Source organism: Mesobacillus maritimus (assembly GCF_023715205.1).
GTDB lineage: Bacteria > Bacillota > Bacilli > Bacillales > Cytobacillaceae > Mesobacillus_B > Mesobacillus_B maritimus_C.
This window is the reverse complement of sequence record NZ_JAMBNR010000018.1, coordinates 39961-66375: the sequence shown is the minus strand read 5'-3', so window position 1 is coordinate 66375 and position 26415 is coordinate 39961. Positions and strand designations below refer to the sequence as shown.

The 26415-nt window shown below is 42.9% G+C and carries 22 protein-coding genes; 15 read left to right on the top strand and 7 right to left on the bottom strand.

The window, feature by feature from the left end; translation table 11 throughout:
- Positions 1 to 87: 87 nt before the first annotated feature.
- On the bottom strand, positions 88 to 684 hold the full coding sequence (locus M3182_RS21455) for a TetR/AcrR family transcriptional regulator (RefSeq protein WP_432806575.1): 597 nt from the start codon (positions 682 to 684) through the stop codon (positions 88 to 90).
- Between the two features lie 186 nt (positions 685 to 870).
- Between M3182_RS21455 and M3182_RS21450 the strand changes: the two genes are divergently transcribed.
- The 3 genes from M3182_RS21450 (at position 871) to M3182_RS21440 (ending at position 3613) form a co-directional block, all read left to right on the top strand.
- Positions 871 to 1608 (top strand): SDR family NAD(P)-dependent oxidoreductase, encoded by a 738-nt coding sequence (locus M3182_RS21450; protein WP_251559995.1) that lies wholly within the window; start codon positions 871 to 873, stop codon positions 1606 to 1608.
- 100 nt (positions 1609 to 1708) lie between these two features.
- Positions 1709 to 2494 (top strand): SDR family oxidoreductase, encoded by a 786-nt coding sequence (locus M3182_RS21445; protein ID WP_251426531.1) that lies wholly within the window; start codon positions 1709 to 1711, stop codon positions 2492 to 2494.
- Positions 2495 to 2827: 333 nt separating this feature from the next.
- Positions 2828 to 3613, top strand: a complete 786-nt coding sequence (locus M3182_RS21440; protein ID WP_251559993.1) for an endonuclease/exonuclease/phosphatase family protein — start codon at positions 2828 to 2830, stop codon at positions 3611 to 3613.
- A 148-nt stretch (positions 3614 to 3761) separates the two neighbouring features.
- Here M3182_RS21440 and M3182_RS21435 read toward each other — a convergent pair whose 3' ends face one another.
- Both M3182_RS21435 and glcD read right to left on the bottom strand, forming a co-directional pair.
- A complete protein-coding gene (locus tag M3182_RS21435; protein WP_251559991.1) occupies positions 3762 to 5093 on the bottom strand; it encodes a (Fe-S)-binding protein in 1332 nt (443 codons plus the stop codon).
- On the bottom strand, positions 5090 to 6502 hold the full coding sequence (glcD, locus tag M3182_RS21430) for a glycolate oxidase subunit GlcD (RefSeq protein WP_251559990.1): 1413 nt from the start codon (positions 6500 to 6502) through the stop codon (positions 5090 to 5092). Before glcD ends, M3182_RS21435 begins: the two co-directional genes overlap by 4 nt.
- 310 nt (positions 6503 to 6812) lie before the next feature.
- Between glcD and M3182_RS21425 the strand changes: the two genes are divergently transcribed.
- From M3182_RS21425 to M3182_RS21405, 5 genes are all read left to right on the top strand, one after another.
- Positions 6813 to 8393 (top strand): L-lactate permease, encoded by a 1581-nt coding sequence (locus M3182_RS21425; protein ID WP_251560044.1) that lies wholly within the window; start codon positions 6813 to 6815, stop codon positions 8391 to 8393.
- 78 nt (positions 8394 to 8471) lie between these two features.
- Positions 8472 to 9179: a FadR/GntR family transcriptional regulator gene (locus M3182_RS21420; RefSeq protein ID WP_251426522.1), complete on the top strand. Its 708-nt coding sequence runs from the start codon at positions 8472 to 8474 to the stop codon at positions 9177 to 9179.
- 195 nt (positions 9180 to 9374) lie between these two features.
- The gene (locus M3182_RS21415) at positions 9375 to 10091 is read left to right on the top strand and encodes a (Fe-S)-binding protein (protein ID WP_251559988.1); all 717 of its coding nucleotides are present in this window, start codon (positions 9375 to 9377) and stop codon (positions 10089 to 10091) included.
- Between the two features lie 16 nt (positions 10092 to 10107).
- Positions 10108 to 11535, top strand: coding sequence for a LutB/LldF family L-lactate oxidation iron-sulfur protein (locus M3182_RS21410; protein WP_251559986.1), 1428 nt, complete (start codon positions 10108 to 10110; stop codon positions 11533 to 11535).
- On the top strand, positions 11532 to 12233 hold the full coding sequence (locus M3182_RS21405; RefSeq protein ID WP_251559984.1) for a LutC/YkgG family protein: 702 nt from the start codon (positions 11532 to 11534) through the stop codon (positions 12231 to 12233). Before M3182_RS21410 ends, M3182_RS21405 begins: the two co-directional genes overlap by 4 nt.
- A gap of 216 nt (positions 12234 to 12449) precedes the next feature.
- Here M3182_RS21405 and M3182_RS21400 read toward each other — a convergent pair whose 3' ends face one another.
- Complete coding sequence (locus tag M3182_RS21400) at positions 12450 to 13295, bottom strand: STAS domain-containing protein (protein WP_251559982.1); 846 nt, start codon at positions 13293 to 13295, stop codon at positions 12450 to 12452.
- A gap of 263 nt (positions 13296 to 13558) precedes the next feature.
- Here M3182_RS21400 and M3182_RS21395 point away from each other — a divergent pair, with 263 nt between their 5' ends.
- The gene (locus M3182_RS21395) at positions 13559 to 14845 is read left to right on the top strand and encodes an SGNH/GDSL hydrolase family protein (protein WP_251559980.1); all 1287 of its coding nucleotides are present in this window, start codon (positions 13559 to 13561) and stop codon (positions 14843 to 14845) included.
- A 99-nt stretch (positions 14846 to 14944) separates the two neighbouring features.
- Positions 14945 to 15706, top strand: coding sequence for a polysaccharide deacetylase family protein (locus M3182_RS21390; RefSeq protein ID WP_251559978.1), 762 nt, complete (start codon positions 14945 to 14947; stop codon positions 15704 to 15706).
- A gap of 183 nt (positions 15707 to 15889) precedes the next feature.
- On the opposite strand, the gene adhP is transcribed toward M3182_RS21390, so the two are convergent.
- Entirely contained in the window at positions 15890 to 16963 is a 1074-nt protein-coding gene (gene adhP / locus M3182_RS21385) for an alcohol dehydrogenase AdhP (protein ID WP_251426507.1), read from the bottom strand.
- Between the two features lie 260 nt (positions 16964 to 17223).
- Here adhP and xylF point away from each other — a divergent pair, with 260 nt between their 5' ends.
- The 5 genes from xylF (at position 17224) to xylE (ending at position 24299) form a co-directional block, all read left to right on the top strand.
- Positions 17224 to 18318 (top strand): D-xylose ABC transporter substrate-binding protein, encoded by a 1095-nt coding sequence (gene xylF, locus M3182_RS21380; protein ID WP_251559976.1) that lies wholly within the window; start codon positions 17224 to 17226, stop codon positions 18316 to 18318.
- Positions 18319 to 18436: 118 nt separating this feature from the next.
- The gene (locus M3182_RS21375; RefSeq protein ID WP_251559974.1) at positions 18437 to 19960 is read left to right on the top strand and encodes a xylose ABC transporter ATP-binding protein; all 1524 of its coding nucleotides are present in this window, start codon (positions 18437 to 18439) and stop codon (positions 19958 to 19960) included.
- A complete protein-coding gene (locus M3182_RS21370; RefSeq protein ID WP_251559972.1) occupies positions 19953 to 21122 on the top strand; it encodes a sugar ABC transporter permease in 1170 nt (389 codons plus the stop codon). Before M3182_RS21375 ends, M3182_RS21370 begins: the two co-directional genes overlap by 8 nt.
- Positions 21123 to 21402: 280 nt before the next feature.
- Complete coding sequence (locus M3182_RS21365) at positions 21403 to 22392, top strand: Gfo/Idh/MocA family protein (protein ID WP_251559970.1); 990 nt, start codon at positions 21403 to 21405, stop codon at positions 22390 to 22392.
- Positions 22393 to 22877: 485 nt separating this feature from the next.
- Positions 22878 to 24299, top strand: a complete 1422-nt coding sequence (gene xylE / locus M3182_RS21360) for a D-xylose transporter XylE (RefSeq protein WP_251426502.1) — start codon at positions 22878 to 22880, stop codon at positions 24297 to 24299.
- A 100-nt stretch (positions 24300 to 24399) separates the two neighbouring features.
- Here xylE and M3182_RS21355 read toward each other — a convergent pair whose 3' ends face one another.
- The gene (locus M3182_RS21355; RefSeq protein ID WP_251559968.1) at positions 24400 to 25239 is read right to left on the bottom strand and encodes an endonuclease/exonuclease/phosphatase family protein; all 840 of its coding nucleotides are present in this window, start codon (positions 25237 to 25239) and stop codon (positions 24400 to 24402) included.
- A gap of 87 nt (positions 25240 to 25326) precedes the next feature.
- Positions 25327 to 26265 carry a metallophosphoesterase gene (locus M3182_RS21350; RefSeq protein ID WP_251559966.1) on the bottom strand — a complete coding sequence of 313 codons (939 nt, stop codon included), beginning with the start codon at positions 26263 to 26265 and terminating at the stop codon, positions 25327 to 25329.
- Between the last annotated feature and the right edge of the window lie 150 nt (positions 26266 to 26415).

The following is a 26415-nucleotide window of genomic DNA, read 5'->3' as shown; positions in this document are numbered from 1 at the left end:
TATCTTTAGTTTAATAAATTTTCAGCAAAACAAAACTAGATTCCCATCTAAAAGCAAATGGCCTGGGCAGTATCCACCCGGAACCTGCTATTCGCCAATATACTTCACTGAATAAATATGCGTTTTCGACAGCTCAATAACTTCATGGATGAATTCTTCTTGAGTTTCCTTGAAGCCGCTGCTTATCCAGTTTTGAATGAGCCCGTAAAAGCCATAAGCGGTATAGCGCTTAAAATAATCCATGTTAACGGGGACATGGTTAATCGTTTCAAACTCAAACTTCTCCTGGTAAATCTTTAAAATCGTCCGTGGAAATTTTAAATGTAAACCAGGCAAAGTGTCATCGTAATTGATTAGTTCGAAAAAGTTCCGATGCTTATATATGTAGGCAATGATATTAAATGATGGCGGATGGAGCTTAGTGGTATACACTTTTTGTCCAGGGGCGTAAGGTTCCCCGGCTGCATCTTCTAAGCCTTGAAGCATAGAAAAAAGCAAATCCTCCGCGAGTTCTATTTTATCAAGGTAATGAATGTAAAACGTGCTGCGATTATAGGCGGCCCGATTCACAATGTCTTTCACGGTGACGGAATGGTAACCGTTTTCTTTTATAAGGTCAATGAAGGCAAGTTTGAAATGTTCCTTTGTTCGGTTCTGTCGAGGAGTATTCTGCTCCATTTTCATAAAAAAACCTCCCAGTAATTAGACAGATTTTTTAAAAGTGTCTAGTAAGTAGACACTTAATGATAACTTAATGATTGTGAAAAGAAAATGAAAGAGTGACAATTAAATTGTGAACAAAAACGCACAATTAGTAGATGATTAGGATGTGTGTTTAGTCACTGACATCATATACAGGGGGATTGGCATATGAAGAAATTGCAGAACAAAGTCGCAGTCATTACTGGTGGTGCCTCTGGAATTGGCGCAGCAACCGCACGTTTATTCGTATCTGAAGGAGCCAAAGTGGTTCTTGTTGATTTAAATGAAGAAAAAGGAAAGAGTTTTGAAGCAGAATTGAAAGCGCTTAATGCGGAAGCTCTGTTTATCAAAGCCAATATTACAAGTGAACAAGACGTTGCCGATCTTTTTAAGCAAACGGTTGAAGCATTCGGCAAAGTCGATATCGTCTTTAACAACGCTGGAATTGGCCGCGTTCAACCTTCGCATGAATTAGAGTATTCTGAATGGCGCAATACAGTAAACGTTGACTTGGATGGAGTATTCTTAGTTGCACGTGAAGCTATTCGTGAAATGTTAAAAACTGGAGGCGGTACGATTGTCAATACAGCTTCGATGTACGGGTGGGTTGGGTCACCTGGATCGGCTGCCTATAATGCGGCAAAAGGTGGCGTCATCAATTTAACACGTTCGCTGGCACTTGAATACGCAGAACAAAACATTCGCATTAACGCACTCTGCCCTGGATTTATTGATACTCCGATTATTCCAGAGGAAAGCAAGCAAGTCTTATCCGCAGCAACTCCAATGAAACGTCTTGGAAAAGCGGAAGAAATGGCAAAAGCGGTTCTGTTTATGGCATCTGATGATTCGTCGTTCATGACCGGAAATGCTTTGACCGTTGATGGTGGATATACGGCTCAATAATCGGGCATTCTATATCAGGTTGGTAAAAGCACGTAATAAGTAAATGCCTTTAAATAGTAAAAAATAATATTCTTCATGTAAACAAAAGGAGGAAAACATCATGAACAATCGTTTTGATGATAAAGTCGTTTTAATTACTGGTGGAGGCTCTGGTTTAGGCCAATCTGCTGCATTGCAAGTAGCGAAAGAAGGAGCAAAGCTCGTTCTTGTTGATTTAAATGAGGCTTCATTAGAAGAAACAAAACAGAAAGTATTGGAAGTTGCTCCAAACGCAGAAGTGTTGCTGATTACGGCAAATGTAGCGGATGAAAAAGCAGTTGAAAACTATGTGAATCAAACAGTTAAAACGTTCGGGAAAATTGATAGTTTCTTCAACAATGCCGGTATTGAAGGCAAGCAAAACCTGACAGAAGACTTTGGCATTGAAGAGTTCCAGAAAGTGGTGAACGTGAACTTAAACGGTGTATTTTATGGTCTAAAATACGTCTTGAAAGTCATGAAAGAACAAGGATATGGTTCTGTTGTTAATACGGCTTCTGTTGGTGGAATCCGCGGTGTTGGGAACCAGTCTGGTTATGCAGCAAGTAAGCACGGCGTTGTCGGCTTAACGAGAAACTCTGGAATTGAATACGGTCAATACGGAGTCAGCGTCAAAGCGATTGCACCAGGTGCAATCATGACGCCGATGGTTGAAGGCTCATTAAAACAAATGGATCCAGACAATTGGGAAGAAGTCGGCAAGCAATTTGTGCAACCTAACCCAATGAAGCGCTTTGGAAAGCCAGAAGAAGTCGGATATTTAGCCGCATTCTTACTTTCTGACCAAGCCAACTTCATCAACGCCACTGTTATTCCGATTGATGGTGGACAATCTTATAAATACTAATTCTAGCATATCGGGTAGCGATCTATTCGACAGAAAGGCTGTAGACAAACTTCTACAGTCTTTTTATTTCTCGGGGAATATTTTTAAAATTTTGACCGATATTAACATAGATTTACAGTCAATTTATATGAGATTCATAAAAACTGTCTATACTTGTCCTCATTGATAACCAATCTGTTGCTTTCGCGGATTCAATTCTAAATCAACATAAGAACAATTTCTCTTACAGGAATGATGGATCGCACACCTCGCTAGGGAATGTGGCCACTGAGAAGAATTTATCCCATAAATCTATGGAAATATAAGGTTTTACCAGAAAAGGAATAGTGGAAGATGAGCAGCGTTATGATCGGTTCGTACAATATTCACATGGAAACGCCAATGGACAGCGGAGAGCTTTGGAAGGACCGACGAGAGAATGTTTTTAAGGTTTTGCAAGACTATGATTTTGATCTAATCGGACTGCAGGAAGTGAGCGGAAATCAATTACGGGATGTGGGCACATTAACAGCGTATAGTTATTTTGGAAATGGACGTTCTTTTGATGAAAACAATGAATACAATCCAATTTTATATAAAAAAAACAAGTTGGACTTGTTACAAGCGGGGACGTTTTGGTTGTCAGAGTCTCTTTCATATGAAGAAGGAGAAAAAAGCTGGGAAGCTCAGCACCCGCGTATCTGTACGTGGGGCCATTTTCAGGTAAAAGCGACGGGGGAAGAGTTTTATCTCTTTAATACCCACTTTGATCGGAGAAGTGAAGAAGCTCGCTATCATTCTGCTAAACTCTTATTGGAACAAACCGCTTTGGTGCGAGAATCAGAAAATCCGATATTTATCGTGGGAGATTTAAATGGAACAGAGGCGGAGCGGTACTATGTCAAACTTCGGTCTAAGTTCGTCGATGTGGTCAAAAAATCCCCGCATCATATCGGCCCAATGGTAACCTGCACCATGATCGGATTCGACCACGAACGAAGCTGGGACCACTACCAACGAACCGACTACATCTTCGCCAGCCCACACATCAAAATCAACCGAACCCAAATCATCACCGACCAATTCAACCGAAAATACCCCTCCGACCACTTCCCAGTCAGCCTAGAAGCAACATTTTAAGTTCTTGTCCATGTCGAAAGTCCCCGAAAAAGTCACAGGGACGCCCCGGGAATTGTCGAAAAAAGACCAACTCCACTTCCAGCAACAGTAGCCTATGTTGGAAATGGAATTGGTTTAAACAGATTGTATAAGAAATTTTGAGACTTCTTTAGTGCCTACTTTCCACAGCCTCAAGCAACAAATCAACAATATGCACCGCACGCATTTTGTCGCTCAACCCTTCGCGCTCGATGCCGAGTTTCATTTGCAACAAGCAACCTGGGTTGGCGGTGACAATCGTGGTTGCGTGGGTGGCTTTTGTTTGGGCCATTTTATAATCGAGAATTTGCATCGACATTTCCGATTCGACGATGTTGTAAATTCCCGCGGAACCACAGCAACGGTCGGCATCTTTCATCTCGCGGAACTCCACACCTTGAATGCTCGCCAGCAAGGCACGCGGAGCCGACGCGGTTTTCATCACATTGCGCAAGTGACAAGAATCTTGATACGTGATCACTTGGTAAGGGAGCTGCATGTTCACCTTTTTATGAAAATCCAATTCATATAGTATTTGCGAAATGTCCTTGATTTTAGCGGTAAACGCAACAGCACGTTCGCTCCAAGCCGGATCATCTTTCAATAAATGATCATAATCAACGAGAAACGCACCACAGCCACCCGCATTGGTAATAATATAATCCACATCTAAATCTTCGAACGCTTGGATATTGCGTTTCGCGAGTTCTTTCGCGGAAGCTTTTTCACCACTATGGCCGTGAAGCGCGCCGCAGCAAGCTTGATTCTTCGGCGTAACAATTTCACAGCCAGCATGTTGCAGCAGTTTCATCGTCGCGTTATTGGTTTCCAAGAACATCGTATCCATTAAACAGCCGCTAAAAAACGCCACTTTTTTCGTTTGCGTGCCGATTGCCGGCAAATGTTCAGGACGGTTTTTCATTTCTTTCAAGGTCGGCACTTTCGGAAGGACTTTCTCCATTGAAGCTAAACTGTCTGGGAATAGCTTCATTATTCCAGTTTTCCGAGTAACGGTTTGCAAACCGGAACGTTGATAAAAGCCGACAAGCCCCATCGCCATTCTCATTCGGTCTTGGTGGGGGAATAACCCTTCAAACACCGTTTTACGCACTAATTTTACTGGCGCAGAATGCTTTTTGTTTTGCTGAATAATGTCGCGCGCTTCTTCTAGTAAAAATCCATATTTTACACCAGACGGACACACCGGTTCACATGCACGGCAGCCGAGACAAAGATCCAGCGAGCGTTCAACTTCTTCATCTGGTTCAATTAGGCCATCGACTACGGCCTTCATCAAAGCAATCCGTCCGCGCGGGGAATGGCTTTCTTTGTGACCAGATTCGATATATGTTGGACAAGTTGGCAGACAGAAACCGCAACGCATGCAGTTTAACAGCTCATCTTGGTCCATTCGTGCTTGGAATTCTGTTTGAATACTTTGTTGTTCTTTCACAGATGTCATTGAGAAACCACCACTCTTTTTCGCGTTTCTTTCGCAAACACTTTGCCTGGGTTCATAATATTGTTCGGATCCAAGCTTTGTTTAATTGCTTTCATTACACCGATGCCTTCTTTGCCAAGTTTCCATTCCAAGTATGGAGCTTTCATAACGCCAACACCATGTTCGCCGGTAATCGTACCGCCAAGGTCAATCGCCAGTTCAAAGATTTCAGCGAACGCTTCTTCAACACGTTCCATTTCCTCATGATCACGTGCGTCGGTTGGAACGGTTGGATGAAGATTGCCATCGCCAGCATGACCGAATGTACAAATGTTCAACTGATATTTTTCAGCAATTTTATTAATGCCGCGCACCATCCGAGCAATTTCGGACCGGGGCACGGTGGCATCTTCTAAAATCGTTGTCGGTTTCAAGCGCGCACAAGCAGATAACGCCGCACGTCTAGCGGTCATCAACGCTTCTGCTTCGGCATCTGTTTCCGCAACCTGAACAAACACAGCTTGTTCCGCTTTACAGAGTTCCGCCATTTTCTGCATATCGCGAGCTACGACTTCAGGGGGACCGTCTTGTTCGATCAACAACACCGCTTGCACATCGGTTGGCAAGCCAATTTGCGCAAAGTCTTCCACCACTTTCAACGTAGGCTGGTCGAGAAATTCCATCGTTGCCGGTATGATTTTATGCGCAATAATCGATGACACCGTGCGTGCCGCGGCTTCGAGGTCTTGATAATGCGCCAGCATCACTTTTTTCGTTTCTGGTTTCGGCACTAATTTTAACGTCGCTTCCGTAATCACTCCTAATGTTCCTTCTGAACCAACGTACAAACGCGTTAAATCGTAGCCGGCAACATCTTTCGCCAGTTTGCCGCCAGTACGGACGATGTCGCCGTTCGGCAGGACCACTTCAAGCGCCAACACATAGTCGCGGGTAACGCCGTATTTCAAGCCGCGCAAGCCACCAGAGTTTTCGTTAATATTGCCGCCAATCGTGGAAATCTTCATAGAAGATGGATCTGGCGGGTAAAATAACCCTTTTGCTTCCACGGTGTTGATGATATCGAGCGTGATGGCTCCTGGTTGGACGGTCACCGTGAGGTTTTCTTCATCCAATTCAAGAATTTGGTTCATATGTTTAAACAGCAACACGATTCCGCCTTCAATCGGACAAGTGCCCCCGCAAAGGTTCGAACCAGAGCCTCTTGGCACAATCGGAATTTTGTGTTCGTTGCAAAGTTTCACAATCTCCGAAACTTCTTTTGTGTTGCGCGGGCTCAGCACTGCATCTGGTAACGCTTGCATATCTGGGGTCGCATCATACGAATAAACGAGACGGCTCACTTTTGAGTCTTCATAGTTTTCCGCGCCTACAATTGCGATTAATTTATCTTTCACGTCATGTAATCCCATTCAACATCTCTCCCAATCTATCGATATCTTTAGTATAAAAAAAGAACGGGAGGAAGTGCTATGTAGTTTTATCCAAAGTTTTAAAAGAAATATTTTTAGATATTGTATGTTCCTACAAATTGAGATGTGTAAACGGATGTAGCCATTTAAACTTTGAAAGAGTAGAAATCTTTTAAACTATTTTTTCGTTGTGAAATTTTAATAAATATGTCAATATAATGATAAGGTCATCTGATGACCTGACACCTTATTGTATTTGTAAACGCTTAAAAACTATTAAACACTCAGACAACTAGGGGGAAATTTATTGATGTTATTGCTGGTCGCATTAAGTGCTATTATTGCTCCGTTTCTGTTCCTTGTGCTGTTAAGAATGCCAGCTGCAAAAGGAATGACAATCAGTTCTATTATTGTGATTTTGTTAGCGCTTACGGTTTGGGGGATGGAAGGACAAGTTGTGCTTTCGTCTGTTTTTCAAGGAGTACATAAAACATTCACGATCCTATGGATCTTATTTGGGGCATTGGTTCTACTGAATACGCTGCGAAATACCGGAGCGGTGGTGCGCATTAATCAAGGTTTTCAAAGCATTTCAGGTGACATGCGGGTGCAAGTCATTGTTGTTGCGTTTTTATTTGGAGCGTTAATTGAAGGCGCAGCAGGATTTGGAACACCAGCGATGGTGACGGGGCCATTAATGGTTGCGTTGGGATTTCAGCCGATTGCCGCGGCAACGATTGCTTTGATCGCGGATAGTACGTCGGTGATGTTTGGGGCGGTTGGAACGCCAGTAGCCGTTGGGTTAAGCAATATCCCTGGTGCCGACACACCTTTTTTCCAAGATATTGCGGTTACAGTGACAAGTCTTGATTTATTAGCGGGTACATTTATTCCATTTATTTTAATGGTGATTTTAACAGTGTTCTTTGGAAACGGTATCAAGGATGCATGGCCGATGCTGCCATGGACACTGATGATCGGGATCGTCTATACAGGAAGTGCGTTTTTGGCAGCAAGTTTGTTTGGACATGAGTTTGTTTCGATTTTAGCGGCGCTGTTTACACTGATTGTCGCGACTTTGACGGCAAAGAAAGGCTTCTTACTTCCAAAAACAGAATGGAAAGAAGCGATGCGAAAAGACTTTAAAATTGCAACGGAAAAATCAAACATGGGCATTGTGACAGCATGGTCGCCATACATCATGGTCGTTCTCTTATTGTTGCTAACACGAATTGTAGCACCACTCAAAGAGTTCACAACGAAGGCCATCGATTTAACTTGGCGCAATATTTTAGGAGTTGAAGGGGTAACATCTTCTTGGGAATTTCTGTATTCACCAGGAACGATTTTAACGATTGCAGCAATTTTGGCGTTTATCTTCCAACGTAAATCGCATCAAACGTTTGTCAATGCAGCGAAAGAGTCGTTATCCACGATGAAAATGACAGCGATTTCCTTAATTGCTACGCTTGCCATGGTACAGGTATTTGTAAATTCAGGGATTAACTTGAACGAGCTTGTGAGTATGCCGCAACATATTGCGGAATCATTTGCTAGTTCGCTCGGGTCAGTATGGATTTTCGTTGCGCCATTCCTTGGGGAATTAGGAGCGTTTATTACCGGAAGTGCAACGGTGTCGACACTCACATTCTCGCCGATTCAGTACAATGTTGCGAATTCCGTTGGATTAGAGTCCAACATTGTGTTAGCGGTTCAACTCATTGGTGCTGCCGCGGGTAATATGATTTGTGTGCATAATGTTGTTGCGGCGAGTGCGGTTGTAGGCTTGTCTGGGAAAGAAGGCGAAATTATCCGCAAAACATTAATCCCGGCGATTCTTTACGGACTGCTTGCGGGTGTAGCTGGGTTTATCTTTTTAAATCTTCTATAAACTGGAAAAAGCAGCGAACATCTTATGACTATAGCAAATCTCTGTATAATAGAGAAGGTAGATGGGAGCTGAAACGTTATGCCATATAAACGAGTTCGTGTGAAAAAGGTGTATGAACAAGTTGCAGATAGTTTAATTGAGTTAATTAAAAATGGTGAATTAAAACCTGGTGATAAATTAGATTCGGTTGAAAAATTAGCGAAAAACTTCGAAGTCGGAAGCTCGACGATTCGCGAGGCGTTAAGTGGACTACGGACAATGGGGCTTGTGGAAATGAGGCAAGGTGAAGGGACTTATGTGAATACCTTTGATCCGTCCAAATTTCAGTTGCCAGTCACGAGTGCATTTTTAATGAAGCTTGAAGATGTGAAAGAGCTTTACGAAGTTCGTAAAATTTTAGAAATCGGCACGGCGGCTCAAGCCGCTTGTGTCAGGGAAGAAGAAGATTTGCTTGCGCTTGAAAAAGCACTGATTGTGATGGAGCATGCAGATGGAAATGAAGAGCTGGCGTCAACAGCGGACCTCGATTTTCACCTGGCCATTGCCAATGCGACACATAATAAGTTGCTGATGAATTTGATGAGCAGTGTGTCAGCACTAATTTCCGAGACGATTCAAGAAACGCGGAAAGTGCTGTTGTATTCGGAGCACCAAGTCGAAGATTTAAAAATCGAGCATAGACGAATTTTTGAAGCGATTAAAAAGAAACAGCCGGACGAAGCCCGGCAAGCGATGTTGAATCATTTGCAAAATGTTCAAGACCGACTTTTTAAATATGTCGAGTAAGGCTGTTTTCGGAAAGGTTGTTGTTAAAATCCCAAAGCCGATTTTAACACAATAGTACCCATTTCGTATGTTTAATAAAGTTTGCACGCTCTTTTCTCATAAATGAAGCAATTTACCGCTCTTTCAGTCGATTTTTTGTGTTCAAAAGCAACAAAGCTTGAGAAAAGAGCCATTTTTAAAAAGAGGTGAACAAACATGAAAGTTTCCTTATTTAGTACCTGTTTGAGCGATATTCTGTTTGCCGATGTGGCGAAAAATACGCTGGAAATTTTAGAACGAGTTGGTTGTGAAGTCGATTATCCGATGGAACAAACTTGTTGTGGACAACCTGCTTATAACAGTGGATATTTGCAAGAAGCGAAACAATCGATGAAGCAAATGATGAAGGCTTTTAAGCACTCTGAATATGTCGTTGGTCCATCTGGGTCTTGCGTTGGGATGTTGAAAGAATATCCGAAGATTTTTGCTGATGACCCTGAGTGGGCAGAAGAAGCAAAGCGTTTTGCAGCGAAATGTTACGAGATTACCGAGTTCCTTGTTGATGTGATGGGGGTTACCGATGTGGGCTCGACTTTTAAAGGAAAAGTGACGTTCCATTCCTCTTGTCATATGAAACGAATTCTTGGCGTAAAAGAACAGCCTAAGATGTTGTTGCGCAATGTGAAAGGTGTAGAGTTGGTTGACTTGCCAATGGAAGAAGACTGCTGTGGTTTCGGTGGGACGTTCTCGGTGAAAAACCCCGTGATTTCGCAGGAGATGGTGAGTGAAAAGTCGCGCCATGTGGCAGAAACAGAGGCCGAATATTTAGTCGGCGCAGATATGGGCTGTTTGATGAATATCGGTGGCAGAATGCGTCGTGAAGGAAAAAACGTAAAGGTTGTTCATATTACAGAAATTTTGAACACTCACTAAGACTGGAGGGGAAGAAATGAGTATCAAACTTGGTGAAGTGCCATATAAAGACCGGGTACAAACCGGAATTGAAGATGATTTTATGCGGCAAGCTGTTTCGTCCGCGCAAGGAAGATTCCGCAATGGCCGCTTAACGCAGGCAGCAGAGCTTGGAAACTGGGAAGATTGGCGCGAATTAGGGTCTGAGATTCGTACACATACACTACAAAACTTGGATTATTATTTGCAGCAGTTGAGTGACAATGTCGCTCGCCGTGGCGGTCACGTGTTCTTTGCAGAAACAGCAGAAGAAGCGAACCAGTATGTGAAAAACATCATTAAAAAGAAGCAAGCGAAGAAAGTTGTAAAAGCGAAATCGATGGTGACCGAGGAAATCGGTTTAAACAAAGCGCTTGAAGAAGTCGGTGCGGAAGTTGTCGAATCTGACCTTGGGGAATGGATTTTGCAATTGGACGAAGACCCACCATCCCATATTGTTACACCTGCTTTGCATAAAAACAGACAACAAATCCGCGAAACGTTTGCGAAGAAAAAAGGCTATACCGGTTCGGACACGCCAGAAGAAATGGCCGCTTTTGCGCGGGAGCAATTGCGCCAAGACTTTTTAGCAGCCGATGTTGGGGTTACCGGCTGTAACTTTGCGATTGCCGAGTCTGGTGCGGTGACATTGGTTACGAATGAAGGAAATGCTGAAATGGTAACGAGTCTTCCGGATACCGTCATTTCTGTAATGGGAATGGAGCGGATTGTTCCGACTTGGGAAGAGATGGAAGTTCTCGTCGGATTGTTAACGCGTGCTGCGGTAGGCCAGAAGCTAACAAGTTATATTACGGCGATTACGGGCGCTCGTTTGGAAGGGGAAATCGACGGACCGGAAGAATTCCACCTTGTTGTGGTTGATAATGGTCGCTCGAAGATTCTCGGAACTGAGTTTCAATCTGCGCTCCATTGTATTCGGTGTGCAGCCTGTATTAACGCTTGTCCAGTATATCGCCATATTGGTGGCCATGCGTATAACTCAATTTATCCTGGTCCAATTGGTGCAGTCATCACGCCATTGTTGGAAGGATACGATGATCATAAAGAGCTTCCGTATGCATCGACATTGTGTGCTGCCTGTACCGAAGCTTGCCCAGTTAAAATTCCATTGCATGAACATTTGATTCGTCATCGTCAAATTATTGTCGAGCAAGAGAAGAAAGCTCCAACGGCTGAAAAATTGATGATGAAAGGTTTTGCCAAGTGGTCCTCTAGTCCTGGCATCTATAATCTTAGCGCGAAAATGGCCAAGCCTGCGCTTGGACCATGGACAAAAGACGGCATGATTGAAAATGGTCCTGGACCATTAAAAGATTGGACGGATGCACGTGATTTTTATGCGCCTCAAGGTCAATCGTTCCGCGCTTGGTTTAAGCAAAGACAGAAAGATGGTGAAACTTCATGACAATCGAAAATCGTGAAGAGTTTTTAAATAAGTTGGCGTCTCGTCTTGGACGGGAACGCCGAACCGAAGGAGTAGAACGTCCGCAGTGGAGTGTCACTCCGCAAGAAGAAGTTTTTAAAGGCATGAATCAGGACGAGTTGGCGGAAGTGCTGGAAAAACATTGTCAAGTGATTCATACCACTTTTAAACGAACTGACCGTGCGGGGTTAACCAAAGTGTTACAAGAAACGATTGAAGGCTACGAAGGCAAGTTAATCGTTACGTCGAATGACCCGCGTCATCAGGAGTTTGGCGTAGCGGAGTTTTTTGAGGAAGCTCGTGAGCAGTTGGATGTTCATGTGTGGGATCCTGCGGCTGGCAAGGAAAATCAACGAATTGCTGAACAGGCGGATGTTGGGCTTGTGTACAGTGACATTACGTTGGCGGAGTCTGGGACGGTAACATTGTTTAATAATAAAAACAATGGCCGCTCCATCAGCTTGCTGCCGAAAACATTTATTGCGGTCATTCCAAAAAGCACACTCGTGCCACGAATGACCCAAGCCGCCCAACAAATACACCGAGCCCAAGCCCAAGGCGAAGACTGCGCATCCTACGTCAGCTTCATCTCCGGCCCAAGCAACAGCGCCGACATCGAAATGAACCTCATCGTCGGCGTCCACGGCCCAATCAAAGCCACTTATATCTTGGTTGATTAAAGGGGACGTGTCCTGGGGGTGTCGAAAAAGTCCCTGTGACACCCCGAGTTTTGTCGAAAAGGTCCCTGTGACGCCCCGAGATATGTCGAAAGAGTCACAGGGACGCCCCGAGATATGTCGAAAGACCACGGCAATAGCCGTGGTCTTTTTGATGAAATAAAATAGGAGCTGCCATGCGTGTACTAGCTTGTTCGATAAGCAGTGCGCTCGTGTCCATTATGAATTTATTTCGTCGACATCTTTGCTCAAAATGCTCTCGAGCGCTTGTTTCACGTTTCCGTAGTGGCTAGTACCAGTTAGGTTAATGCCGTTATGAACGGCAACCTTCGCTAAATCTGGACGAATGCCAGTGGACAGGATGTTGATTCCCATAAGACAGATCATCTCTTCGATTTGGTGGAGATAGTGTACAACTTCGACATCAAGCGACAGTAATCCAGAAAAGTCCATAATGACGTAATCGACTTTTAACTCGGCAATTCTCGGTATCACTTTTTCCTTGATATACGTTGCACGATATGGATTGAGCACACCGATTAATGGCAATACAACAATCCCATCTTTTACGGGAACGATTGGAGCAGACAATTCCGCCAATTCTTTGTCTGTTTCTTCTTGCTGTTGGTCAGATAGGCGCTCAAATGCGAGAATCGTTTCATTCAGACTGATATCAAGCATAGTATTAATGACTTTAATCATGAACGCATTTTCTTCAAGCGTCAGTTCAAACTTTACACTCAGATCGGTTAAAAGGTCAGTCAGAATTTCTCGCGTCGGAGGATACCGAACGAGGATTCGTGAAATCTTTCCCTCCACCGATAATGCCCGCTCAGAGTTCTGTTTGCTCCACTCAATCAACGAATCCGGCACATCCTGAACATCCCGATTCAAGAGCATTTCCCCAAACGACTTCAGAAAATCCACATACATCTGAGCAGTCTGCTCCTTCTCTGAATCTGGGAGAACCAACTCCATTCTCGCAATCACCAAATCTACAATTTTCTGCGCAAGAACCTCAGCATTCTCCATACAATAATTCGAAACCTTAATCATCGATGCCATAAAGCCCACCTCTTTTGTAGTTCATAGCTAAATTATAGCCCAAGAGTTACCGAAAAGTCACAATGACACTGGGTTTTGTCGAAAAAGTCACAGGGACGCCCCGGAATTTGTCGAGACATATAGGACAATAGCCAGGGGAGAAGGGGAATCTTGTTGGTTGATGTCTAGTAAATAGTCTTATATTCACATAGTTGAGTTGTGGGGGCTTGTGATAATATTCATTTGTTAATAGAGTTACAAAAATGAATAAAGGAGGAGGTTTTATGAGGAAGAAAAGGTTCGTCCTCTTTGTTGTGGCTGTTTTGATGTTTGTCGTTGGACTCAATCCCGCGATGAAAGATTCACCAGTGGAAGCTCAGAGCGCTGGAAAGTCTGGTCATTGGGTTGGAGCTTGGTCTGCTAGTCTGCTAGCAGCACATGAAGGTGGCTTATCACAAGAAGGTTTTGAAAATCAAACCGTCAGAATGATTGTTCATCCCAATGCAACTGGTTCAATGGTTCGAATCCGCTTTTCCAATGTTTTTGGTACCCAGCCGCTGACATTTGAGAAAGTGACCGTAGCAGACACCAAAACGGAAGCAGAAGTCATTCCCGGTACTGTTCAAAACGTAACATTCTCCGGAAACGAGGAGGTTACGATTCCTGCTGGGGAGGAACTTTTCAGCGATCCCGTTGAATTTGAGGTAAAAGACGGGAAGGATTTAACGGTTAGTGTATATCTAGCCAATGAAAGTGGCCCAGCGACATGGCACCCGATCTCTAGTCAAACAACCTATATTTCTGAACAAGGTGATTTTACGGATAACACTAATGGAAGCGCATTCAACCAAACGGTTGATTCATGGTTCTGGCTTTCAGGAGTCGATGTTTTGACAGATTCCAATAAAAAGTCACGTGTCATTGTGGCGCTGGGAGACTCGATTACCGATGGATATTTATCAACACCGAATGAAAATCGCCGCTGGACGGATGTTTTAAACAGTCGTCTTGATTCTGAGATAAAAAACCAACAGTTTTCGGTTCTTAATGCAGCGATAACAGGAAATCGAATTCTTTCCGACTCGCCAATTTTCGGTGTGAAGGCACTTGACCGTCTTGAACGAGATGTATTTTCGCAAACAGGAGTTACGGATTTAATTCTTTTAGAAGGTATAAATGATATCGGACATATGCCGCATGTCTTTGACGCAGACAAAATCATTGCCGGAATCCAAGAGATTGCCGAGAAAGCTCATGAACGTGGGATCCGCATCTATGTTGGAACACTGACGCCATTTAATGCTTACGACCCTGGCGTTTATTTTACAGAAGAAGGCGAGCAGACTCGTCAGGAAGTGAATGAGTGGATCCGGAATAACACGATTGTGGATGGCGTCATTGACTTTGATCAAATTCTAGCGGACCCGAATCAGCTGGATAAAATTTTACCGGAATATGATAGTGGGGATCATTTGCATCCGAATGATGCAGGCTTAAAAGCAATGGCCGACCATCTCGACTTGTCCATTTTCCAAAAGCCATTGAGCAGGGGAGCAAAGGTTAATCCGTAATGAACACTAGTTTAGGTACACTTTGTTCGTCTGCTAATCAAACAAAGTGTACCATGTCTAGCAAACTTACCATTTTAAAAATAAAAAGGGGATGTACTAATGAAAAAAATCATTGGCTTGGTGTTGGTTTTCGCATTAGCAGTAGCTGCTAGTTTCGGTCAAACTGCTCCAGCAGAAGCGAAAAAACCAGCAAATATTGAAATTCCTGTGTTGTTGTACCATGTTGTCAAACCAAATCCAGATCCCTATAACCCGTATCAGTTCAGTCTTGCTGAATTTGAAAAGCATATGAGTTATTTAAAAGAAAATGGCTATCGAACGTTAACCATCAAGCAGTATTTCAACATTTTAGATAAAAAAGCAGCGATGCCGAAGAAACCGATTTTGTTAACTTTTGATGATAACTCGGATGATTTTGATGATTATGTGATGCCGGTTCTTGAAAAGCACGGTATGAAAGCTACACAGTTTACCGTTTCTGACTGGGTAGATGGCAGCTGGAATATGACATCAGAAGAGATTCTTTCGATTATGGAACGAGGAATCGATATTCAAAATCATTCTGTCACTCATCCTGCGTTAGCGGATTTAAGCAAGGATGCGCAATACGCAGAAATCAATGACGCAACAAGTGCACTAAAAGAATTAACAGGCAAAACAACAAACGTGTTTGCTTATCCATACGGAAGTTACAACGTTGACACCATCGCAGTCCTAGAACAATTAGGCTTCAAAGGCGCCTTCAAAGTCGGCGGCGGCCTCAGCACAGACAAAAGCAACCGCTACGAACTCCCACGCATCATGATCCTTCAAAACCACACATTAAACGATTTTGTAAGAATGATCGAAACAGGGGAGTAAGCAAAAGTCACAGGGACGCCCCGGGTTTTGTCGAAAAAGTCACAGGGACGCCCCGGGTTTTGTCGAAAAAGTCACAGGGACGCCCCGTATTTTGTCGAAACAAACAAAAAAACCTTCCACCGACGATCTCAGTCAGTGGAGGGTTTTTAAATTCTTACAGTAGGGGAAAGGTACTATTCTGTCTTACTTTGCAACTGGTTCTTCTACACGTGCTCGAGCCTCTACAGCTTTTGGCTCTTGTTTTTTCATATCAAGTACCATGCGACCTTGGATGGTGCCTTGTTCCATTTCTTCGAAGATGTCGTTGATTTCATGCAAGCATCTTGTTTGGACGATTGGAACGACTTTGCCTTCGGCTCCAAATTGGAACGCTTCTTCCAAGTCTTTGCGTGTGCCAACAAGAGAACCGACGATTTGGATCCCATCCAATACCGTTTTCACAATCTCCAAATCCATTGTTTCAGGTGGGAGACCAACCGCAACAACTTTCGATGCTGCGCGTACAGAGTTGACCGCTTGGTTAAAGGCCACTTTCGAAACTGCTGTTACCACTGCTGCATGTGCGCCGCCAACTTGAGCTTGAATCCACTCGCCAGCATCGCCATCCGTTAGTGGGTTACAAACTAAATCCGCGCCCACTTCTTTTGCCAATTGCAATTTATCATCATTAATATCAACCGCAATGACTTTCGCATTAAATACATTTTTCGCATATTGGATCGCCAAGTTGCCTAAGCCGCCGCAGCCATAGATTGCAATCCACTGCCCAGGTTTAATATCTGAAACTTTAATCGCTTTATAACAAGTCACACCGGCACATGTAATGCTGCTTGCTTGCGCAGGATCAAGACCTTCCGGAACTTTCACCGCGTAGTCCGCAACGACGATACATTGCTCGGCCATCGCACCATCAACGGTGAACCCAGCATTTTTCACATTGCGGCAGAACGTTTCTCTTCCGGTTAAACAATATTCACATGTTCCGCATCCTTGGTAAAACCACGCAATACTCACGCGATCGCCCACTTTTAAGCTTGTCACATCATCGGCAATTTCACGGACAATTCCAATGCCTTCATGCCCTGGAATGATCCCAGGAACAGGACCGAAATCCCCTTTGGCAACATGCAAATCGGTGTGACACACGCCACAATATTCAACATCTACCAAAGCCTGTCCAGATGCTAATTTCGGAAGTTCCTTTTCAATAATCTCAACTTTCCCTGGGTTTGTAGCACTTACAACTGCAGCTTTCATCGCAAAAGACCTCCAATATGTTGATTGACTAAATGAACTACAGTGTAAATTTTAGTCTTTTTTAACTTTTGTTCAATCCTTCACAAATACAATTCATAAATGTGTAAAAACTTTAAGGCTAATTTATGAACAAAATAGTACGGATAAGTAATTTTCAAAAATTTTTAAAAACACTTAGTTTATAGAATAGACAAACAATATAGGCGGTGGTACACTCTTGATGTAGGTAGAATTTCATATCAAAAGGGGGCTTTACTCATATGAAAAGAAGTAAAAGTTTACTAGCTTTGCTGATTGTGTTCTTCGTTATGATGTTAGCAGCTTGTGGTCAAGACGCTGGAAATGGAAGCGCTGACAAAACATCAGGAACAGAAAATGAAGGCGGCAGTGAGGATACACTTCGCATTGGGTTGTCTGTATCTGATTTAACATTAGAGCGTTGGCAGCATGACCGTGACTTTTTCGTTTCAAAAGCAGAAGAACTAGGAGCAGAAGTTTTAGTTCAATCTGCCAATGGCGATGAAGCAAAGCAATTATCACAAATTCAAAACATGTTATCCCAAGACATTGATGCACTTGTCATCATTGCAATCAACTCCGATGCGTTATCAACCGTTGTTGACCAAGCAAAAGCGGAAGGAATTCCTGTATTAGCGTATGACCGTTTGATTAACGGGACAGATATCGATGCCTACGTCTCTTTTGACAATGTACGTGTCGGCGAAATGCAAGCAGAATACTTAGTTGAGCAAGTTCCTTCAGGGAAGTACTTCTTAATGGGTGGGTCCCCAACAGATAATAACGCAAAAATGTTTAGAGAAGGGCAAATGAACATCATTCAACCACTTGTGGATAGTGGAGATATTGAAATCGTCGGCGACCAGTGGGCAAAAGGCTGGGATGCGAACGAAGCGTTAAAAATTATGGAAAACGCGTTAACAGCGAATAAAAATGATATTGATGCGGTTGTCGCTTCAAACGACAGCACAGCAGGTGGAGCGATCCAAGCTTTAGAAGCGCAAAGTTTAGCAGGCAAAGTGGTTATTTCTGGTCAAGATGCCGACTTAGCAGGCGTACAGCGGATTGCGGAAGGTCTACAAACGATGACGGTTTACAAGCCAATCAAACTGATTGCAGAAAAAAGTGCTGAAGTTGCCGTTCAGTTGGCAAAAGGTGAAACACCAACAGCGGATGCTACTGTAAACAATGGAAAAATCGATGTACCATTCATCAAATTGGATCCAATCAGCGTTGGCAAAGAAAACATCATCGACACCGTGATTGCGGATGGATTCCATTCGTATGACGATGTTTATAAAAATGTACCTGAAAGCGAGCGCCCTGCTCGTCCATAAAATCACGAATGTAAGGAAAGGTGGGAGCAGACAATATGTTGCTCCCTCTAACAATCTAGAAAGCTAATAATAAAACGGATCACAACAAAAGAACCTTTTTAGGTGGTGACGAGCTAGTATGGAGGAGTATGCGCTACAAATGAGGGGAATCACAAAAGAATTCCCTGGAGTGAAAGCTCTGGATAATGTGACTTTTTCGGTGCGAAAAGGGGAAATTCATGCACTTTGTGGCGAAAATGGCGCGGGCAAATCAACGTTAATGAAAGTGTTAAGTGGTGTTTATCCTTCCGGGACATATGAAGGAGAAATTCTCATTAACGGTCAAAAAGTAGAGTTTAAGTCAATCAAAGAGTCACAAGATGCAGGTGTAGGCATCATTTATCAAGAGCTCGCGTTAGTCGAAGAAATGTCGGTTGCCGAGAACCTGTTTTTAAGTCATGACCTGATGCGCGCGAAAGTGATCAATTGGAATAAAATTTATGCCGAAGCTCAAAAATCACTTGACCATATTGGATTAAAAATTGACCCGCAAACAAAAGTGGGCGACTTAACGGTCGGGAAACAACAGTTAGTCGAGATTGCGAAAGCATTGACGAAAAAAACAGATATTCTCATTTTAGATGAACCAACAGCGGCTTTAACAGAAAGTGATGTCGAAGTGTTGATGGGGCTATTAAATGAACTCCGTGATAAGGGAGTTACGTGCATTTATATTTCTCATAAACTAGGCGAAGTCATGGCGCTTGCCGATTCTGTCACGATTTTACGTGATGGTCAAACAATTGGTACAGATTTCATTCATGACCTAACTGAGCAAAAAATCATCGCGAAAATGGTTGGCCGGGAACTCACTGAGCTATTCCCTTACGAACCACGCCCAATAAATGAAGAAAACATAATGGAAGTTCAAAATTACTCCGTTATTGACGATAAAGGAAAGCAAGTGATCAACGATGTGTCGTTTACATTAAAAAAAGGCGAAATCCTTGGAATCTCCGGATTGATGGGGGCCGGGCGCTCTGAATTGTTTATCAGTTTGTTCGGCGGCTTAAAAGGAAAAATCTCTGGTTATGTAAAAATTGCCGGCAAAGAAACCTATATTAAAACGCCAGCGGATGCGATTAAAGAAGGTCTTGCTTATGTGTCAGAAGACCGGAAACGTTACGGGCTCGTGCTTGGAATGGATATTACGAAAAATACGACGTTGGCTGCCTTAAATAAAGTCATGAAATTAAAAGTCATCGACAATGCGCTCGAAGTCAAACATGCCGCTGAACTGACAGGGAAGATGAAGTTAAAAGCACCGAACCTTGAAGCAAAGGTTGGCCAGTTAAGTGGAGGCAACCAGCAAAAAGTGGTGCTTAGCAAATGGCTGATGACCAATCCGAAAGTGTTGATTCTAGATGAGCCAACAAGAGGAATTGATGTTGGAGCGAAATATGAAATTTATAAAATTATAAACGAGCTTGTCAAAGAAGGAGTTGGCATCGTCATCATCTCCTCGGAACTTCCTGAGGTGTTAGGAATGTCAGACCGCGTTCTGGTCATGGCCGAAGGAACCATTACCGGTGAGTTTTTACGAGCAGAAGCAACACAAGAGAAAATCATGATGTGTGCTACGGGAGGGAATAAACATGAGTAAGCCGCTACCAACAGCAGATGGAGTCACCACTCAAGCGAAACGAGGAGTCAGTTTTAAATTTGACCTTCAATCGTTCACGTTGATCATTGCACTTGTTTTAATTGCCGTCATTTTCACCGCGTTTACCGGCGGCGAGTTTTTGTCATCAAGAAATATCTCCAACTTGTTTACACAAATGTCCATCATCGCAGTACTGGCGATCGGGATGACCCTTATTATCGTTGCTGGTCATATTGATTTATCGGTCGGTTCACTTGTTGGGTTAACTGGAGGAATCGCGGCGATTTTACAAGTATGGCATGGTTGGAGCACATTCTCGGTGATTATTGCCGCGATTGCCATCGGGATGTTGTTTGGATTATGGCAAGGTTGGTGGGTGGCTTACCGTGCCGTGCCAGCTTTCATCGTCACCCTTGGTGGAATGCTCGTTTTCCGCGGAATTTTAATTGGTTTAAGCAAAGGGCAAACCGTTTCGCCGATGAACGACGGCTTTAAGCAAATTGGAAACAGCTATTTTCCTTATATTCCTGGTTATATTTTAGCGGTTGTGAGTATCGGGATTCTAGTGTTTTGGACCCTGAATAATCGCAAGAAACGGAAGCAAATGGGATTGATCATTCCAACTGCAACAATGGATTATGGCAAAATTGGTCTTTATTCCTTTTTTATTCTATTAATCACTTATATGTTGAACCGTTATTTAGGAATTCCGGTCCCGATTTTAATTGTTGTCTTTTTAGCTGGGATCTTCATTTTTGTCTCCAATAAAACCGCATTCGGACGCTCGATTTATGCACTTGGTGGCAATCCAGAGGCGGCCGCGTTATCGGGAATCAACATTAAGCGCAATACGCTCTGGGTGTTTATTTTAATGGGCGGTCTTGCCGGTGTTGCTGGCGTGCTATTAACGAGTCGCTTGAATGCTGCGACCGTGAGTGCGGGTACCAACTATGAACTTGATGCGATTGCAGCCTGCGTGATTGGAGGAACAAGCTTAGTTGGTGGCCGCGGGAAGATCATCGGTGCCTTAATCGGTGCGTTGATTATGGCGAGCATTGATAACGGAATGAGTATGATGAACATCGAAGCCTTCTGGCAGTACATTGTCAAAGGAATGATCTTAATTTTCGCCGTTTGGATTGATATTGCTAGTAAAAAATAGGCTGTTGTTAATATCTTAAAGCCGATTTTAACGCAATCATGTTTAAATACTTAACAAACTCTTTTCGCGTAAAGAGCTGCTGTTTTTAGTACAGCCAAGCATATTCAGTCGTATTTTTTATTCTGAGCAACAAAGTTTTAGAAAAAATCCAAAAAATAAAAAGGATTTTATTACCATCTACATGTAAAAATCATATATAGTAGAAATGACAAATAGGGGCGTCTTAATCCGTCCCTTTTCTTTTATTAAAAATCTGAATGATTGTAGGGAGGAACAACCATTGGCAACAGTTAAATGGGGTATTTTAAGTACAGCAAATATTGGAAGAACGCAGCTGATTCCCGCGATTAAGCGAGCGGATTTGGCTGAAGTTGTCGCGATCGCGAGTCGCGGAAGTCAAGTTCATGAAGTAGCGGCTGAGCTGCAAGTTCCGAGAGCATATGAAAGTTATGATGCTTTATTGGAAGATCAGGAAATCGATGCCGTCTATATTCCGCTTCCGAACCATTTACATAAAGAATGGGTCCTAAAGGCTGCTGAAAAAGGGAAGCATGTGCTCTGTGAAAAACCGCTAGCGTTAACCGCTCAAGAGGCAGAAGAAATTGTTGCTGCTTGTGAGAAACATGGCGTGAAGTATATGGAGGCGTTTATGTACCAGTTTCATCCGCAGCATCAGCGCGTGCGTGACATTATCGCTTCAGGGGAAATTGGCGAAGTGAAATTGTTTAAATCTAGTCATTCTTTCTTTTTAAATGATCGCGAAGGAGACATTCGCATTAAAAAAGAAATGGGTGGCGGTGCGATTTACGATATTGGCTGCTATTCGATTCATGTTTTACGCACTGTGCTTCAAGCAGAACCGGTATTAGCAAAAGGGATTGCTAAGCAAGATGCAAACAATGACGTGGATTTGTCTTCCTTCATTTATCTCGAAATGGAAAATGGCATTCCAGCGGCTATCGATTGTAGCTTTGACATGACTGGTCGCAATGAGTATGAAGTGGTTGGGACTAAAGGAACCATCCGAGTTCCGTTCGCGTTCCGGCCAGACCTAAATGGCGGCGTCGGCTTAGTCATCACACAGGTGAATGGAATGGTTCGTGAAGAAAAAGTCAATGGCGATATTTATCGTTTGGAAGTTGAGCATTTCTCCCAAGCGATCTTAAACGACAGCCAACCCTTGCAAACGGGCGCTTCTTCGATTCAAAACATGCGCGTGATTGAAGCATGCTACGAGGCTGTTGAGACAGGCAAGATGGTTAAAATTTAATTATACTGATTGTAAAAATAGACATGGGTTTCATGTCTATTTTTTTATAACCTCTTAAAATTAGTTTCTAGTGCATTTATCAAATGGGAAGTCTCCGTAATGAATCACCATTTAATCGGTTTTCACCAGAGTAATAGGCCTCTTAAAAAAAATTAGCTATGTTGTGAAAAAAAGTGTCTTTTTACATAGTTTATCTATTAGACAAACTAAGATTGGTATGCTAAAATATCTTTTAAAGACAGGAAAACGTTTTCTTTATAAAATGTAAACGGAAACAATAGTATGTGAGTTTCAAAGGTATCATAAAGGCTCAGAGGATCCTATTACGCAGATTTCTAGTGTAGGGGATGTACGCTGAACAATTACTCTCTAATGGGAACAAGACTATCATATAAAGGAGGAAAAGACACTTCGCATGGTGGAGTTAATAAGAAAGCGCTTTAGGTAAAATGGAACCGCTTCACTTGTGAACGTCTTAAAAAGCTATGAAACAACAACGAAATGCATTGTATATTTTCTCGCTTACTCTTGTCGCTGCGATTGGCGGTTTGCTTTTTGGTTATGATACTGCGGTTATTTCTGGTGCTGAAAAATCGATCCAAGTTTACTTGATTGATAGCTTAGGATTGGGATCCTTCGCTCACGGAGCAACAACTTCGAGTGCACTTATTGGATGTATTATCGGGGGACTCATCTCCGGTTATTTTGCTTCAAAGTTTGGCCGGAAAAAGTCTTTAATCGTGGCTGCGGTGTTGTTTTTCGTATCCGCACTAGGATCTGCTTTTCCAGAGTTTTTGTTTTTTACAGCAGGAGAGCCAACACTTGCTTTACTATTAACATTTAACCTGTACCGAATTATCGGTGGAATTGGCGTCGGGTTGGCTTCAGCGATTACGCCAATGTATATTGGGGAAATTGCACCAGCTGATATTCGCGGAAAAATGGTTTCGTTTAACCAGTTTATGATTATTTTCGGAATGCTTGTCGTTTACTTTGTTAACTGGGGCATTGCAAAAGGGCAACCAATTGAGTGGATTGATGAAATTGGTTGGAGATACATGTTTGCTTCTGAGGCCATTCCAGCCTTGTTATTCGGATTATTATTATTGTTTGTACCTGAAACGCCACGTTATTTAGCGATGCAAAAGCAAGATGACAAGGCACTAGCGGTGCTCACGAAAATCAATGGAGCGCAGCAAGCGAAGTTGGTTTTAGGGGAAATCAAACAAACTGTCCAATCTGCTAAAAATGTAAAAACGGAAAAAATCTTTGCTTACGGTAAATTAGTGATTGTTGTCGGAATCTTATTGTCTGTGTTCCAGCAATTCGTTGGAATTAACGTTGCCTTGTACTACGCGCCACGTATTTTTGAAAGCATGGGTGCGGCGAAAGATGCTTCAATGTTGCAGACAATTGTTATGGGCCTTGTTAACGTCGTTTTCACAGTGGTTGCGATTTATACTGTCGACCGTTGGGGACGTAAGCCATTGTTAATCACTGGTTCGATTGGGATGGCAATTGGAATGTTTGGTGTAGCAGGCTTAGCGTTTGCTAACATTATCAGCATGAGTACATTGGTGTTTATTATCATCTATACGGCATCATTCATGATGTCTTGGGGACCAATTTGTTGGGTACTAATCTCCGAGATTTTCCCGAACAAAATTCGTGGCCAAGCCGTTGCCATCGCCGTAGCTGCACAATGGGCTGCCAACTATTTCATCTCTTCGACATACCCAATGATGATGGAATACAGCGGCGGCATGACCTACGGCTTCTACGGACTAATGAGCGTCCTATCCGCCATCTTCGTTTGGAAATGGGTACCTGAAACAAAAGGCAAAACCCTCGAACAAATGGAAGACCTATGGAAAAAAGCCGGCAAAGCCCAACGAAAAGCATCATAAAAACAAGAGCAAACCGGGGCGCCTTTGTGAGGGTGCCCCGGTTTTTTGTCGAAACAACCCGAAAACGTCACAGGGACGCCCCGGGATTTGTCGGACAAAACTAGTTGCCTTTTTTAAATACAGTCGGATCAAATGTTATCTCCGTTACGATTGGTAAATGGTCGGACGCAATGGTTGAGATGACTTCCGAATGAGCTGTTTGCATTTCATTCGAGGTGAAAATATAGTCAATTCTTCTATTCGGATTCTCAACTGGAATGGTATAAGCTTCGTTTTGATCGGCGAATGAATCCTTATATTGTGCGAGTAATGGCTGCATTTCCGTGCTGTCAGGCTTGGCATTCAGATCGCCCATGATCACTTTAGGACCTTCTGTTTTACCGGCGATTTCAATGATTTCTTGGATTTGGATTTCACGCTCAGCAGACGTTAATGCCAAATGAGTGTTATAAAATTTTAGATGATGTCCTTTTACATTCATGATCGTTTCAGATAAACCGCGCTGTTCGGTGTTCCCAATTTTCGTTAACGGGTAATTCTCTGCTTGGATAATCGGATATTTACTTAAAACGGCTGTTCCATATTGGCGGCGATGTTCCCCTGGATTTGTAGGTTCACGGTCAAGGTTTGCGGCATAAGTATAATGCATACCCAAACGATCAGCTAACCACTTAGCTTGATCTTCAAACTCACTTCTTTCAGACCAATGGTTGTCCACTTCCTGAAGACCAATGATTTCAGCCCCTGAATCTTCAATGACCTTTGCGATGCGCTCTAAACTCAAAACACCATCAATCCCTGCAGCATGATGGATATTATAAGACATTACTTTTAATGAAATAGCTTTGTCGGATGTCTCCAGCGGTTCACTTGCAAAAGCGGAGCCTAGTGGAACAATGAACAACAGTAGGGCAGTTAATAAGATTACGAGTTTCTTCATTTCGATTACTCCTTCTATTATTAAAATGGGATCCTTATCATTTTGTGGGAAGGGCCTCTGTTCATGAACAGAGGGTCATTTCCAACTTTACTGAATTTTTAATACACGATCTGATTCACGGCCAAAACCATCGATTTCTAAATGATCCTTAAACACACGGACAATGGAGTAGGAAGTGGTATCAGCGGTTTCGACCATGCCTTCAAGGTTTACGTAGTGAATACCATTTTTTAAATCGTAGTTGCCAGCATGATTATGACCGTTAAAATAAGCAACGACGTTTCCGTGTGCTTCTAATTCTTTCACGACAGCCTCATCGTTCCAGACATTGTGATTGTTTTCAGGCGCGACAGGCATATGCGAGAACACAACAACTTTTTCCTGTCTTTGTGCGGCTTTATCAAGGACCCCGCGAAGCCATGATAGCTGTTCCTCGCTGATCCCGCCATTCCAAGTTTGTGCGTTGATATCATTGTTGGCTTTTAACGATTCGTACATGTTTTGAGCTTCTTTGTATTTTTCAGAATCTACCGGATTGGCATAAAGACTAAGGTCATTCGTATCAAGGACAATAAAGCGCCAGTTCTTGTATTTAAAATCATAGTATTGATTTGGCATTTCAAGAATGTCGACCACCTCGTTTGTAGGTACAGGAAAGTCATGATTGCCAAGAACATGGTATTTCGGACTTTCGATCGTGTTGAAGACTGGCAGAATGGTTGAGAAGCTTGAAAGATTGCGATCAATCAAATCACCTGTTTGAACCGTGAACGCCACATCTTCCTGATTCAGTGTTTGTGCAGCCTCTTTCAGCTTGTCCACTGATACACGGTAGTGACGCGTACCATTAATCTCGCAGTCGCAATACTGTATATCTGGGATAATTCCGAATTCAAATTTCGGCTTTTCTTCCGCTTTCGCGAGGGCCGATGAAGCTGGACTTCCGACTGTAAAAGCCAACCCAAGAGCCGCCATAGCAGTTAAACATTTTAATTTGATCTGTGTTCTTTTTTGTTGGTGAAGCATATCCATTCCCCTTCCTATTTTGCATCTCCTATGCAGTTTAGTGGATATTCATAAAAAATGGATAACTTTAACGTAAGGATTTCATTTAGACTGTTTAGGAGATGTAAAGAATATGAACGGACACGTGTAAAGTGAAGAAAAAACAATTAG